This window comes from Niveispirillum sp. FG148 (genome assembly GCF_057809655.1).
This window is the reverse complement of record NZ_JBMDKJ010000005.1, coordinates 288,464-302,891: the sequence shown is the minus strand read 5'-3', so window position 1 is coordinate 302,891 and position 14,428 is coordinate 288,464. Positions and strand designations below refer to the sequence as shown.

The 14,428-nt window shown below is 67.4% G+C and carries 11 protein-coding genes; 9 read left to right on the top strand and 2 right to left on the bottom strand.

What is annotated here, in order from left to right; genetic code table 11:
• Positions 1-51 precede the first annotated feature (51 nt).
• The 3 genes from ACODTW_RS08100 (at position 52) to galE (ending at position 2,038) form a co-directional block, all read left to right on the top strand.
• Positions 52-459, top strand: a complete 408-nt coding sequence (locus tag ACODTW_RS08100; RefSeq protein ID WP_488945460.1) for a type II toxin-antitoxin system Phd/YefM family antitoxin — start codon at positions 52-54, stop codon at positions 457-459.
• Entirely contained in the window at positions 456-905 is a 450-nt protein-coding gene (locus ACODTW_RS08095) for a type II toxin-antitoxin system VapC family toxin (RefSeq protein ID WP_488945459.1), read from the top strand. The genes ACODTW_RS08100 and ACODTW_RS08095 overlap by 4 nt, the downstream gene beginning before the upstream one ends.
• Positions 906-1,042: 137 nt before the next feature.
• Entirely contained in the window at positions 1,043-2,038 is a 996-nt protein-coding gene (gene galE / locus ACODTW_RS08090; RefSeq protein WP_488945458.1) for a UDP-glucose 4-epimerase GalE, read from the top strand.
• 9 nt (positions 2,039-2,047) lie between these two features.
• Here galE and ACODTW_RS08085 read toward each other — a convergent pair whose 3' ends face one another.
• On the bottom strand, positions 2,048-4,081 hold the full coding sequence (locus tag ACODTW_RS08085; protein ID WP_488945457.1) for a methyl-accepting chemotaxis protein: 2,034 nt from the start codon (positions 4,079-4,081) through the stop codon (positions 2,048-2,050).
• Between the two features lie 388 nt (positions 4,082-4,469).
• Between ACODTW_RS08085 and ACODTW_RS08080 the strand changes: the two genes are divergently transcribed.
• On the top strand, positions 4,470-5,822 hold the full coding sequence (locus ACODTW_RS08080; RefSeq protein WP_488945456.1) for an MFS transporter: 1,353 nt from the start codon (positions 4,470-4,472) through the stop codon (positions 5,820-5,822).
• A 131-nt stretch (positions 5,823-5,953) separates the two neighbouring features.
• Positions 5,954-7,630, top strand: coding sequence for a methyl-accepting chemotaxis protein (locus ACODTW_RS08075; protein WP_488945455.1), 1,677 nt, complete (start codon positions 5,954-5,956; stop codon positions 7,628-7,630).
• A 134-nt stretch (positions 7,631-7,764) separates the two neighbouring features.
• Here the strand turns inward: ACODTW_RS08075 and ACODTW_RS08070 are convergent, their stop codons facing one another.
• Positions 7,765-9,987 carry a S9 family peptidase gene (locus ACODTW_RS08070; protein WP_488945454.1) on the bottom strand — a complete coding sequence of 741 codons (2,223 nt, stop codon included), beginning with the start codon at positions 9,985-9,987 and terminating at the stop codon, positions 7,765-7,767.
• 181 nt (positions 9,988-10,168) lie between these two features.
• On the opposite strand from ACODTW_RS08070, the gene ACODTW_RS08065 reads away from it, so the two are divergent.
• Genes ACODTW_RS08065 through ACODTW_RS08050 form a run of 4 tightly spaced genes read left to right on the top strand, consistent with a single transcriptional unit; the run spans position 10,169 to position 14,383 of the window.
• Positions 10,169-10,672, top strand: coding sequence for a chemotaxis protein CheW (locus ACODTW_RS08065; protein WP_488945453.1), 504 nt, complete (start codon positions 10,169-10,171; stop codon positions 10,670-10,672).
• Positions 10,669-12,129, top strand: a complete 1,461-nt coding sequence (locus ACODTW_RS08060) for a CheR family methyltransferase (RefSeq protein WP_488945452.1) — start codon at positions 10,669-10,671, stop codon at positions 12,127-12,129. The genes ACODTW_RS08065 and ACODTW_RS08060 overlap by 4 nt, the downstream gene beginning before the upstream one ends.
• Positions 12,126-12,770, top strand: coding sequence for a chemotaxis protein CheW (locus tag ACODTW_RS08055; protein WP_488945451.1), 645 nt, complete (start codon positions 12,126-12,128; stop codon positions 12,768-12,770). Before ACODTW_RS08060 ends, ACODTW_RS08055 begins: the two co-directional genes overlap by 4 nt.
• Positions 12,771-12,772: 2 nt before the next feature.
• Complete coding sequence (locus tag ACODTW_RS08050) at positions 12,773-14,383, top strand: methyl-accepting chemotaxis protein (protein WP_488945450.1); 1,611 nt, start codon at positions 12,773-12,775, stop codon at positions 14,381-14,383.
• Positions 14,384-14,428 lie beyond the last annotated feature (45 nt).

The following is a 14,428-nucleotide window of genomic DNA, read 5'->3' as shown; positions in this document are numbered from 1 at the left end:
ATCGATAAAGGCCTATCATCTGGTCAGCTGACCAGATGATAGGGGACGGAAGTGCAGAAGAAGCAACCGCCCGTTTACATGAGTGAACGTCGCCGGGATCACAGCGAAGATCTTGTGCAGGAAACCTTACACCGCAAATACCGGTCGGGATTTGTTCGCCGCGACGCCCACACTGGTGAGGTTTGCCCACCTACCAGCGCCCCCACCGCATGGAAGCTGGAGGACGCCAAGGCGCATTTCAGCGAGGTGGTCCGTCGAGCCCGAACGGAGGGGCCGCAACTGGTCACCAGACGCGGCAAGGATGCCGTCATCGTGATGGCGGTGGAGGAACTTGAGCGGTTGCGAACGCCCATGCCAGCGCGCAAGCCCTTCCTCGATTTCATGGAGAGCCTGCACGAACCCGGCCTGGAACTGGATTTCCCACGCGAACGCGACATGGGGCGCGAGGTCGATCTGTGAGCGGTTGGCTGCTGGACACCAATGTCGTCGCTGCCTTGATCAACCCCAACGGCGCCCCCAGCGTCAAGCGCTGGGCAGCGACCCAGGATGAGGACAAGCTGTATCTCAGCATCCTGACCATCGGCGAGTATGAAAAGGGCATCGCCGCCCTTCCGCCCGATGACCCGCGAGGAAGAGCCTATGCCAACATCCGCGACGGGCTGCTGGACCGGTTCGGCGGGCGTATCCTGCCTGTGACAGATTCAGTGATCCGACGCTGGGGCATCGTAACGGGCACCGTTAAGCGTCAGACAGGCCACCCGCCACCCGTCATCGACACGATGCTGGCGGCAACAGCACTGGAGGGCAGCCTGTGTTTGGTCACCCGCAATCTCCGCGACGTGGCCCGTAGCGGCGCATTGCTGCTCAATCCATGGGACAATTCGAGTCTGTCAGATTTACGTTGAAGTATCCCTAGCCGTCACATGCACCGATCCAGGAGTAGCCACAGGAAAACAAGCGGGTGCGGTACGGCTTATATTGTTCGGCATGGCTCCCCGATGATATCGATGCGGGGAAAGGCTGTTGGACGGTATAGGCGCGGATGAACCCCAGAACGGTCCTGGTCACCGGCGGTGCCGGCTATGTCGGCAGCCATACGGTGGATGCGCTGCTGCGGGCCGGGCATCATGTCACCGTCATCGATGATCTCAGCCTGGGGCACCGCGCGGCTGTCCCCGCGGCGGCGGAGATGATCGTGGGCGATGCCGGCGATGCCGATCTGCTGGCCCGCACCTTTGCCGGCCGATCCTTTGACACGGTCATGCATTTCGCCGCCCGCTCCCTGGTGGGCGAATCCATCCTGCGACCGGACCTTTATCTGGGAAACAATGTCCGCATCGCCGACACCCTGATCCGGGCCACCTTGGCCGCCGGTATCCGGCGTTTCGTCCTGTCCTCCACCGCCAATATCTTCGCCTCGCCCGGCAATGGCGAGTTGCTGGCGGAGGATGCGCCCATCGGCCCCGGCAGCCCCTATGGCGAAGGCAAATATAAGGTGGAACAGTTGCTGGCGGCTGCCGACCGCGACCATGGTCTGCGGTCGGCCTGCCTGCGCTATTTCAACGCCGCCGGCGCCCATCCCGACGGGCATATGGGGGAGGATCACCAGCCCGAAACCCACCTGATCCCCATCGTGCTGGACGTGGCCCTGGGCCGGCGCAGCCATCTGGACATTTACGGCACCGACTATCCCACCCCGGATGGCACCTGCATCCGCGACTATGTGCATGTCAGCGACATTGCCTCGGCGCATCTGCTTGTGCTGGACCGGCTGGATCGGGGGTCGGTGCGCTACAATGTCGGGTCGGGCCGGGGGCATAGCGTGCAGCAGGTGGTCAGCACGGCCGAGAAAACGGTGGGCCGGCCCATCCCCGTGCGTCTGGCCCCGCGCCGCGCCGGCGACCCGCCCATCCTGGTCGCCGATGGCAGCCGGCTGCGCGCCGAAACGGGCTGGCAGCCCGCCCTGTCATCGCTGGAAGACATCATCGCCACGGCCTGGGCCTGGCGGTCGCGCCATCCTGACGGGTTCGACGGCTGAGGGGCGAAATCACGCCGCCGCGGCCCCGCCGAATCGGTCCACCAGCCGGCTGCCCAGATGCAGCTTCTGGCCTTCATCCAGCAGGAAGGCCAGGCCGTTCTGGCCGTGATCCAGCGTCTTGACACGGAAGGGCAGCGCACCGTCCAGCCCCGGCACCGTCAACGTGCCCTGGGTGCCTTCCGGCAGATCCGCCCCTTCCAGCAGGGCGCCGCCGGCGGAGATGTTCAGCAGCCGGCCACGCCCCTGCCCGCCGCCCGCCGTCTCGATCGTCACGTCCAGATCGACCTCCAGCCGCTGCCCGTGGCGGCGGTCCACATCCACGGTGGCCGTGCGCACGACGCGGACCAGGGTGTGGCGCAGGTCGCTGACCGAACCGACGATGCGCATGGCCACCTCGCGCATGGCCGCGGCCTTCTCGCCCGTGCTGTCGGCCTCGTCCGATACGGTGCCGATGCGGCTGGCCACTTCCTGGGCGGCTTCCGCCGTTTCCGTGACATTGCGGGAAATCTCCCGCGTGGCGGCGGCCTGTTCCTCCATGGCGCCGGCAATGCTGGCCGACACCTCGTCCATCGCACGGATGGCCTGGGCGATCTCCTCCACCGCGGTCACGGCCGTGGCCGTCACGGACTGGATCTGCTGGATGCGGGCACTGATCTCCTCCGTCGACCGGGTGGTCTGGGTGGCCAGCGTCTTCACCTCCGACGCCACCACAGCAAAGCCCTTGCCGGCATCGCCGGCGCGTGCCGCCTCGATGGTGGCGTTCAGGGCCAGCAGGTTGGTCTGTTCGGCGATATCGCGGATCAGGCTGGCCACGCCGCCGATCTGTTCCACCACGTCGGACAGGCTGTCGATGGTGGCGCGGGTCCGCTGGCTGCGCTCCACCGCCGCCCCGGACAGGCTGGTGGCATGGGCCACCTGGGCGCTGATCTCGGTGATCGACGCGGTCAGCTGTTCGGTGGCGCCGGCCACGGCCTGGGCATTGGCCAGGGCATGCATGGCCGCACTGGCGACATTGGCGGCACTGTCGCGCACCTGGGTGGCACTGTCGGCCATGGCGGCGGCGGCCCCGTCCATCTGGCGGGTCTCCACGGCAATGCCATCCACGCTGGACCGGCTTTCCACCTCCACCGTCTCGGCCATGGTCCGCAGCGCCTCGCGGCGGCGGCGCTCGGCCTCGGCCTCGCTCTCCTGCTGTTCCTCGCGCAGGCGGGCATTCTCGATGGCGCGGTCGCGCAGGCTGGACACAGCACCCGCCATGTCGGCCAGCTCGTCGCGCCGGCCCTGCATGGGCGGCACCGCCGCCTTCAGATCGCCCCGGCCGATGCGGGTCAGGGCCCCGGTCAGCGCCACCAGCGGCATCACCACATTCTGGCGCAGGGCCAGCAGCACGACCAGGGCGATGGCGACACCGACCCCGGCCAGACCGATGATCAGCCAGGCCAGACGGGCGGCGATGGCATCGGCGGCAGCCAGGTCGGCATCCATCTGCGCCTTGGCCGTGTCGGCCACCTTGCGCACATCGTCGGCCACGGCGTCCAGTTCGGCCGACATGCCGTCATTGACGCCGACAAAGGCGCCCATCAGCATGTTGCCGACCTCCGGCCCGCTATTGACATAGGCTTTCGCGGCAGCCACGCCCTTGCTGTAGAAGGCGGGGAAGAAGCCCTCCACCCGGCCCAGCGCCGCCTCCACCTCCGTCAGCCCCATCGCCTGCGCCAGCTTGCGGGCGGCCGCGGTGTCGCGCAGCAGGTCCGCATGGGCCTTCTCCGCCTCCTCGAACCCGGTATCCAGCCCGTCCAGCCCGCGCGTGGCGGCCATGTCGGTCAGCCACAATTGCACGCGGGTGGCGTCGGCGCGCACATCCTTGATGATGCTGACCAGCGACAGCGCCTGCCCGGCGGCGCGGTCGGCCGTGGCGCGGGCCACGTCGACCTGATGGCGCTGCTGGTTGGCGCCCACCACCATGATGGCGGCGGCCACCAGCAGCAGGGCCAGGATCGCCAGATTGGCCAGCAGGATTTTCATGCTGAGGCTGAGACGCATGGACGGACCTCCCCATCAGGTCGCTATATCGGTCGAGCAGGGTGCGTAACATATGTGCAACTTTCTGGGAAGGAAGTGATACCCATTCCCGATGAGTCCAGCTCATCGGGAATGGGTACGGCGGCGACTGCCACAGCACCGCGCGTGCGGCGTAGCCGAGCCGCCGGATGGCGGCGCTGGCGATTGAAGCCCGGTGATCGGTTGCGATCACCGGGACAGGGTATGACCCGTCACGGGGGCGCATGACACCCGCCCGGCAGGCTCCGGCCGCGCTTCCCGCTCGACCTTGCGGCCCTTGCAGCGTAGGGTCGGTGCCAAGCCCGGTGACAATCCAGGCAAGTGGGGGCCGGGCGAACGGAGCCAGGCAGGCGGGGGAAAAGCGTCGGCGATGCGTGATTTGGGACTCGGCCAGAAGCTCGGCTATGCCGTGGGCGATTTCGGCCTCAATCTCTACTGGCAGTCCATTCTGCTGTTCATCCTGTTCTTCCAGATGGATGTGCTGGGCCTGTCAGCCGTGGATGCGGGGCTCTGCTATCTGATCGCGTCCATCTGGGATGCGGGCATGGATCCGCTGATGGGCATCATCTCCGACCGCACGCGCACAAGGCTGGGGCGCTACCGGCCCTTCATCCTGTTCGGGACGGTGCCGCTGGCGCTGGCCTTCACGCTCTGCTTCACCCCGCCATCCTTCCTGGTGCCGGGATCGGCGGGGATGATGGTCTTTGCCACCCTGTCGCACATGGCGCTGCGCTCGGCCTATGCCGTGGTGGCCATCCCCTATTCCTCGCTGACGGCGGCCATGACGCCCAGCAGCGACGAACGGGCCAGCCTGACGGGCTGGCGCATGCTGCTGGCCTTTGCCGGGTCGACCTCCGTGGCGGCGCTACTGCCGCTGCTGGCCCGCTGGTTCGGGGATTACAGCCCGGCGGCGGCCTGTATCGGGGCGCTGGCCGTGCTGGCGCATCTGATCTGCGGCCTGACGGTGCGCGAACTGCCGGCCCCGGCGGCCCGGCAGACCCCGCATCAGCATCTGTCGGCGGACCTGGGCGGGTTCCTGCGCGGGGTGACGCGCAACGGGCCGCTGCTGCGCCTGATGGCGGCGACGGTGGCCCTGCATCTGTCGCTGGGCCTGTTGTTCCGCAACCTGCCCTATCTGCTGAAATATGACCTGGGCGGCGACACGGACCTGACGGCATCGGCCCTGACGGGCTTTTCCGCCGTGGGTGTGCTGGCCGTGCCCTTCTGGGTCTGGGTGGCGCGGCGCTGGTCCAAGCGCGCGGCCTGGCAGGGCGGCAGCCTGCTGGTCATGGCCGGCGGCGGGGCCGTGGCCCTGACCCCGCCGGGCAGTCTGGTCCCGACCCTGTTCTGGCTGGGGGCGATGTGCTTCGGCCATACGGCGCACGCCGTGGCCAGCTGGTCCATGGTGCCCGACACGGTCGATTACGGCCATTGGCGACAGCGCCGCCGGGACGAGGCCAAGGTCTATGGCCTGTCCTCGCTGATCTTGAAACTGGCGCTGGGCGGGGCGGCCTTCCTGGGCGGGCTGGCGCTGGACGGCGTCGGATTCGTAGCCGGGGAGGTGCAGACACCGGAAACCTTGCAGGGCTTCCGGCAGCTGGCGGGGCTGGCCTGCGTGGTGGGGCTGGGCCTGTCCATGCTGGCCGTGGCGGGCTATCCCCTGTCCGCCCACCGCCATGGCCGCATCCAGCAATTGCTGGGCCGGCGCGCGGCACGACAATAAAAATGTAATAAATCTTTCATAAAAATTGAAACTAAATATCCCTTAGGATAGGGCTTGCGGCCTTCAGAATCAGATAAATTATAATTAATAAAGAATAAACATCTCTGATCATCCCATATAGGGTCCGCCGCATGCCTGTGCTGTACCGTCTTCTGTTACCAGTCACGCTTCTGTCGATCATCTCCCTGTCCATCTTCGGCATCGGTTATGCGGGCCTGCACAAGGTGGAAACCGTGCAGCGGCAGCTGACCCGGCTGGAGATCCTGCTGCATGAAACGGGAGAGATCCGGTCCCTGAGCCGAGCGATCCAGCGCGATACGCTGAACACGCTTCTGGAACCGGCGGCCGACCGGAAGACCTTTGCCGACCGGGCCGGCAAGCGCATGGGCGAGATGAGCACGCGCCTTGACCGCGTGTCGGCCCTGCTGGGCGCGGAGGCGGCAGCCCTGAACATGGACCGCTATGTGGCGACGCAGGAAAAGGTTCTGGCGGCGTTGCGGCCGGTTCTGGACAAGGCGATGCAGAATGAGACGGAGACGGGCCATCGGCTGTTTGCCGACAGCGTGCGTCCGGTCGAACGCGACGCGTCGCGCATCAGCGACGGCTTTATCGAGGCCACGGAAAAGAAGCTGACGGCGGGACGGCAGAATCTGGAAGAGGTCGCGGCCCAGGTGGAGCATCTGCAGATGGCCACGGCCATCATCGGCTGCATCCTGGGGATCGGTCTGGCGATGGGCATCATTCTGCGGTCGGTGACGCGCCCGCTGAACGCCCTGGCCGCCGCCACCGGCGCCATCGCCGACGGCCGGCTGGATACCGCCATCCCCGCCCAGGATCGCCGCGATGAACTGGGTGCTGTCGCCAAGGCGCTGCTGGTCTTCCGGGACCAGGCCCGCGCCAACCGGGAAATGGAGGCGCAGGCGGCCCTGGCCCGTGCCGCTGCGGACGAACAGAAGCGCCTGGCGCTGCGGTCCATGGCCGATACAGTGACGTCGGAGACCAACCGCACCGTCGACAAGATCGCCAACGCCACGGCCGAGATGACGCAATCCATGCGCCAGTTGAGCGAACTGGCGGGGGCCGTGGCCGGCGACAGCACCGCCGTGGCCTCGGCCAGCGCCCAAAGCCTGTCCAATGCCCAGGCCGTGTCGGCCGCGGCGGAGCAATTGTCCACCTCCATCCAGGAAATCAGCGGGTCGGTGCAGCGCGCCGCCGCCACCATGGATCATGCCGTGGCCAGCAGCGGCCATGCGCGCCAGACCATCGAAAGCCTGTCCGACGCCGTGACCCGCATTTCCGCCGTGGCCGGCCTGATCGGGGAAATCGCGCAGCAGACCAATCTTCTGGCCCTGAATGCCACCATCGAGGCGGCGCGCGCCGGGGAGGCCGGCAAGGGCTTTGCCGTGGTCGCCGGCGAGGTGAAGAGCCTGGCCAACCAGACGGCCCGGTCCACGGAGGAGATCAATGCCCAGATCGCGGAAATCCAGGCCGTGACCCAGGCCGCCGTCGATGCCGTGGTCCAGATCGCCACCCATATCGACGAGGTGACGGGCATCACCACCATCATCGCCGCCGCTGTGGAGGAACAGGGTTCCGCCACCCAGGAAATCGCCCGCAACGTGGCGGAGACGACCCGTGCCACGTCCGAAGTGGCGCAGCGCATCGGCAGTGTCAGCGATGGCGCCGGTCAGGTGGATGGCCGCGCCGAGACGGTGCGCCAGGCCATCGACCGCATCTCCGACGATGTCGGCACCCTGCGCACCATCCTGATCCAGATCGTGCAGAACGCCAGCCGACAAACCGCCTGATCAACGGCATTTTCGAGGGTGTGATCACTCTCTGGAGTCTGTCAGGTTGGAACATCCACCACCGTCACCCCGGCGTGCAGGCCGGGGTGACGGTGGTGAGAGCTATCCCGATTCTGTTTAAACCTGACTGCCTCTCAAGGCCGCTTCAGTTCCCGGTCGAAAAACGCCTTGGCCTCCGTGTAATAGTGCCAGGCCAGATCCTGGTCATAGAAGCCGTGGCGTTCACCGGGATAGAACATCATCCCGAACGGCTTGCGCGCATGCTGCAGGGCCGCCGCCATGCGCACGGAATTGTCGACGAAGACATTGTCGTCGGCCATGCCATGGATGATCAGCAGCGGCTTGGACAGCCTGTCGGCCAGTTTCGTGGCATCGGCCCGGTCATAGACGCCTTTGGCGTCGGGCCTGCCGATGAAACGTTCGGTATAGAAGGTGTCATACAGCTTCCAGTCGCTGACGGGTGCTGCGGCCACGCCGGCGGCGAACAGGTCGCCATGGCGCAGCAGGCTCATCAGCGTGTTGTAGCCGCCATAGGAATGGCCATAGATGCCGATCCGGTCGCCTCTGACGAAGGGCAGGGTCTTCAGGTACGCCGCCCCCGCCGCCTGGTCATCCTGTTCCACGGTGCCGAAACCATTATGGATTTCATCCAGGAACTTCTTGCCCCGGCCCGGCGTGCCGCGATTATCCAGCATGAACACGACATAACCGTTCTGGGCCAGCACCTGCAGGAACATCTGCGTGCGGCTGCCCCAGGCCTTGGTCGCCACCTGGCTGGTCGGCCCGCCATAGGTGTAGATGATGGCCGGCGCCGGATGGGCATCATCCACGCCCGGCGGCTTCAGCATGGACCAGTGCAGCAGGGTGCCGTCCGGCCCCTTCAGGGTGCCGAAGCTGCGCGGCACATGGTTGGCCATGAAGGGGGCATAGGGATGGTCGCCCGCCACCTTGTTTTCCAGCAGCCAGGTGATCAGCTTGCCGTCGCGGTCACGCAAGGACAGCTGCGGCGGCTGCGTGGGGCTGGAGAACGTGTCCAGCCAGGTGCCGCCGCCGCTGCCCGCCACGGCCTGATGCCAGCCTTCGCCCTGGCTGATGCGGCGCGGGCGGGTGGCGTCGCGCCCATCCAGACGGGCCGTATAGACCTGCATCTCCGTGGGGCCTTCGCGCTGGGCCGTGAAGGTGACCATCCCGGTCTTCAGATCGACGGCCACCAGCCGGTCGACGGGCCAGTCGCCGCGCGTGATGGCATGCAGCCGCTTGCCGCTGCGCGCATGCAGATAGAGATGGCGATAGCCGCTCTGTTCGGATGACCAGAGGAAGCGGCCATCGGGCAGGAATTCCAGATCGTCATGCAGATCGACCCAGGTGGATTTCCGGTCCGACAGCGCCACGCTGGCCTTGCCCGTGACCGGATCGGCAAACAACAGGTCCAGCACCTTCTGGTCCCGGCTCATGCGCTGCACGGCCAGCCCGCCATCGGGCTTCCAGGTGACGCGCGCCAGATAGATGTCGGGATCGGTGCCCAGATCGATCTTCACGGGCGGCGTCGCCCCTTCGATATCGGTGACCAGCAGCTCGATCCCGACATTGGGCCCGCCGGCAAAGGGATAGCGCTGCGGCACCACCTTCACGCCGTTGCTGCCGTAATCATAGCGGTTGACCAGCGGCACGCCGCGTTCATCGACGCGGGCATAGGCGATGCGGCGCCCGTCGGGCGACCACCAATAGCCGGTATTGCGGTGCATCTCCTCCTGCGCCACGAATTCGGCCATGCCGTTCAGGATACCGTCGCCGCCATCGCTGGTGATGGCGCGTTCGGTGCCCGATGCCAGATCCATGACATACAGGTTGCCGCCGCGCACATAGGCGATGTGGCTGCCGTCGGGGCTGAATTTCGGGTCGGTCTCGGCCCCTTCGGTGCGGGTCAGGCGGCGGACGGGGCCGGCGATCGGCTTCAGCCAGATATCACCCGACTTGGGCACCAGCACGGCCTGCCCCTTGGCGTCCCAGACATATTCGGTGACGCCGGTTTCGGGGATGCGCTGACGTTCGCGCCGGGCGCGCTCCTCCTCGCTTTCCGGGGCGGCGGCGAATTCGGCGCTGTCCAGCAGCATCACGGCCCGGCGCTGGTCCAGATCATAGGCCCAGAGATCGCGCCGCGCACTGTCGGCGGCCGACTTCTCCAGATAGGTGACGCGGGCGCCGTCAGGGGAAAAGGCGATGGCCCGCGGCGCCGATCCGGCCAGCGGCGGGCTGGCGACGATGCGGTCGATGGTCAATTGCTCGGCGCCCGCGGCGGGGGCCAGGCAGAGGGGCAGGAGACAGGCCAGCAGGGCGGCCAGGGGACGGTGGCGCATGGAGTTTCGACCTTCTTGGGGCCCTTGGGCGGGCCGAGGCGTTGGCTATCGATCCTTGTCAGCCCTCAGACCGGCAAAGGCAATGGTCATGCACTATGCAGGTGGACATGATTAAGGGCTGGCTAACGGCCCGTTTTTGCGCGCATTAATAGCTCAGAAACTCACCAGGATCGGGTGTGGCATGGACGCGGGGCAGACCGCGGCGGTGGCATTGGACGGGGCGGCGGCAGACCTGCTGCTGTTCACCCTGGATGAAAAGTCCTTTGCGGTGCGGCTGGGGCTGGTGGAACGGGTGGTGGCCATCGTCGCCCTGTCCCCCCTGCCTGGCGCCCCTTCGGTGGTCGCCGGCATCGTCAATCTGGGCGGGCGGTTCCTGCCCGTGCTGGATGTGCGCGCCCGGCTGGGAATGCCCACCCGCGCGCCGCGGCTGACCGACGGGCTGGTCGTCGTGCATCTGGCCCGCTGCGACGTGGTCCTGTGGGTGGATCATGTCGACGGCACGCTGCGCGTGCCGACCGCGGCCCTGCAGCCGGTGGCCGCCATCGCGGGCACGGGCGGCTGGTTCGACGCCGTGACGGCCCTGCCGGACGGGCCGCTGTTCATCCATGATGCCGAGCGGTTCCTGTCGCTGGACGAAGCGCAGGCCCTGGCGGCAGCCCTGGCGCGGGGGCCGGCGGCATCATGATGCAGGTGATGTCCGATTATCAGCGGCTGGGTGATTTCAGCGCCTTCCTGGCCGATCGCACCGGCCTGTATTATCCGGCCGAACGCTGGCCCGATCTGGAACGCGCGGTGGCGCAGATGGCGGCGGAACTGGGCTTTGCCAGCGCCGATGCCTGCATGCGCCATTTCCTGTCGACCCCTGTCGACCAGCCGCAGATCGAAACGCTGGCCAGCCACCTGACCATCGGCGAAACCTATTTCTTCCGCGAACCCGCCAGTTACGACGCGCTGGCGACGCGCATTCTGCCGGATCTGATCGCCCAGCGCCGCGCCGCCGGCCACCGCATCCTGCGCATCTGGAGTGCGGCCTGCTCGACGGGGGAGGAGGCGTACAGCATGGCCATCCTGCTGGACCGGCTGCTGCCCGATCTGCCGGACTGGACCATCACCTTGCTGGCCACCGACATCAATCCCCGCTCCCTGCGCAAGGCGGTGGAGGGGCGCTATGGCGAATGGTCCTTCCGCGGCGTCGATCCGGAGATCCGGCGCACCTGTTTCATCCCGCGCGACGGGCGGACCTGGGAAGTGGTCCCGCATATCCGCCGCATGGTCAGCTTCGCCTATCACAATCTGGCCGAAGACCAGTATCCGTCGGTGCGCAACAACACCAATGCCATGGACATCATCTTCTGCCGCAATGTGCTGATGTATTTCAGCGCGGATCGGGCGCGGCGGGTGGTGACCGGCCTGCAGCATTGCCTGGTCGATGGCGGCTGGCTGGTGGCGGCCGCCGTGGAGGGGTCGGCGGAGCTGTTCACGCCGCTGGTCAATGCCGGCATGGCCGATGCCACGCTTTACCGCAAATGCCCCATGCCGGTGCCGGCGGTGATTGCCTGGGCCCCGCCGCCCGACGCACCCGCAGCGCCCCTTCCCGCCACCCTGGCCCCCGCAACGGCCCCCACCTTGGCCCCCCCGCCGGACGCGCCGACCGCCGTGGAACAGGCCCGGCGGCTCTATCAGGCGGGGGAGAACGGGCAGGCCATCGCCCTGCTGCGCGCCGATCCGGACACCCTGTCCAACGGGGCGGCGCTGACCCTGCTGGCACGGCTATACGCCAATGACGGGCATCTGGACCTGGCGGAGGAAAGCTGCCGCCAGGCGCTGGCCATCGACCGGCTGGCGCCGGAACGCCATTACCTGCTGGCCCTGATCCAGCAGGAACGCGGCGATGCGCGCGGGGCGGCCGAATCGCTGAAACGCGCGCTCTATGCCGATCCCGATTTCATCCTGGCGCATGTGGCGCTGGCCGGGCTGGCCATGACTGAAGGCCGGCGGGCAGAGGCCAGACGGTGCCACCGCAACGCGCTGGGCTTGCTCAACACCCTTGATCCGTCCGACAAGGTTCCGGAAGGTGACGGGCTGACAGCTGGCCGCCTGATCGAGATCATCCGTGTGGCCGATGCGGAGATGGGGGCATGAGCGGGACAGGGCCGGAGACAACGGCACAGCAGGGGGACGGCATCGACTGGGCCGTCCTGCATGCGCGCGTCCGCGCCGCCATGGAAGGGATGGAAGCCGGGTTCGAGCCGGACGCGGCGGAGGTGGAACGGCGCCTGCGTGAACGCGCCGCCCGGCTGGCGCGGCCCATCGGGGCCGTGGCCGACACCCATGACCTGTCCCTGCTGACCTTCACGCTGGACGGGCAGCCCCTGGCCCTGGACAGCGGCCTGGTGCGGGAGGTCTGCGCCGGTCTGGTGCCCACGCCCGTGCCCAATGTGCCGTCCTGGGTGGCGGGCGTCGTGCATCTGCGGGGCGAGATGCTGGCCGTCATCGATTTCCGCGCCCTGGCCGGCAGCACGCCCGGCGGCGATGCCGGTGACGGCCAGGTGATCGTGCTGCACCGGGACGATCGCGCCCTGGGTCTGGCCGTGGATGTGATCAACGGCCTGAAGCCCGCGGCCCGTGCCGGCCTGGGGGCCGTGCCGGGGACGGTGCATGCTGGCCGGCGCTATTATCTGGGCGTGACGGATGACGGCGCCCTGGTTCTGGATGGAACGGCGTTTTTCGATGAAGGTGGCCTGCCCGGCCTGCAGGTCCGGGCGGTGGGGGCGGAGGGTTGAACATGAAGCTGCGGGTGGGAACGAAGATCTGGGGCAGCCTGGGCCTGCTGCTGCTGGTGGTGCTGGGCGTGGGCTTTGTCTCCCTGTCCACCACAGCCCGCCTGACAGAGGCGGCCAAATGGTCCACACATACCCATCGCGTGCAGAACCGGCTGGCCGATCTGTCCAGCGCCATGCTGGAAGTGGTGGCCGGCCAGCGCGGCTTTGTCATCACGGGCGACGACCGGTTCCTGGAAAATTATGATCAGGCCATCCGGTCCCTGGACGGCATCGTGGCCGACATCCGGCAACTGACCGCCGACAATCCCGAACAGCAGCGCAATCTGGACCGGGTGGAAACGGCCCTGAAGGTCCGCCTGGACGAGGCGCGGCTGCGGGTGGAGACCCGCCGCAAGGAAGGGTTCGAGGCGGCCCAGCGCCAGGTCGTGGGCGACCGCGGCCAGCAGGCGATGGAAGATTTCCGCAATGCCGTGGCCCGCATGGACGAGGTGGAGACCCGCCTGCAGGAGGTGCGTGATCTGGCCATGGAGCAAAGCACCACGCTGGCCAACCTCACCGTTGTCGGCGGGGCGCTGCTGGCCGCTGTCATTGTCGTGCTGTCGGGCCTGTTCCTGTCGACCAATATCGCGGCCCCCCTGCGGGAGATCACGCGCATCGCCGAACGCATGGGCAGGGGCGACCTGACCACCGACATCGCCGCCAGCGACCGCCACGACGAGGTGGGCATCCTGACCAATACGTTCCGCGAAATGACGCGCGGCCTGCGCCAGCTGATCCAGGAACTGTCGGAAGGGGTGAATGTGCTGGGCACGGCCGGCAGCCAGATCGTCAGCACCACGGCCCAGGTGGCGGCATCGGCCGCCGAAACCGCCACGGCGCTGGCCGAAACCAGCTCCACTATGGAAGAGGTGCGCAAGACCTCGCAGCTTTCCACGGAAAAGGCCCGCCATGTCTCGGAAACGGCCCAGGCCACGGCCCAGATTTCCGCCACGGGCAAGCGTGCGGTCGAGCAATCCGTGGCCGGCATCACCCTGGTGCGCGAACAGATCGGCTCCATCGCCGAGGCGGTCATCAAGCTGTCCGAACAGAGCCAGGCCATCGGCACCATCGTGGCATCGGTCAATGATCTGGCCGAACAGTCCAACCTGCTGGCCGTGAATGCCGCCATCGAGGCGGCCAGGGCGGGTGAGCAGGGCAAGGGCTTCGTCGTGGTGGCAGCCGAGGTGAAAAGCCTGGCCGAACAGTCCAAGCAGGCCACATCCCAGGTGCGCGCCATCCTGGGCGATATCCAGAAGGCCACGGCCACGGCCGTGCTGGCTGCCGAACAGGGCAGCAAGGCCGTCGATGCCGGCGTGAAACAGGCACAGGAGGCGGGCCAGGCCATCGAACGGCTGGCGCAGAACATCTCGCTGGCCACCCAGGCCGCCACCCAGATCGTGGCATCCAACCAGCAGCAGCAGGTGGGCATCGATCAGGTGGCCCTGGCCATGGACAGCATCCGTCAGGCCAGCACCCAGAACACGGTCGCCACCAAGCAGGCGGAATCGGCGGCCCATAACCTGAACGCGCTGGGGCACCGTCTGAAGGGCCTGGTCGGCCAGTATCGGGCCTGAGGACCATGCCCTCCGAAGGCCACCGCCCGGCGCCTGAGGGAACAG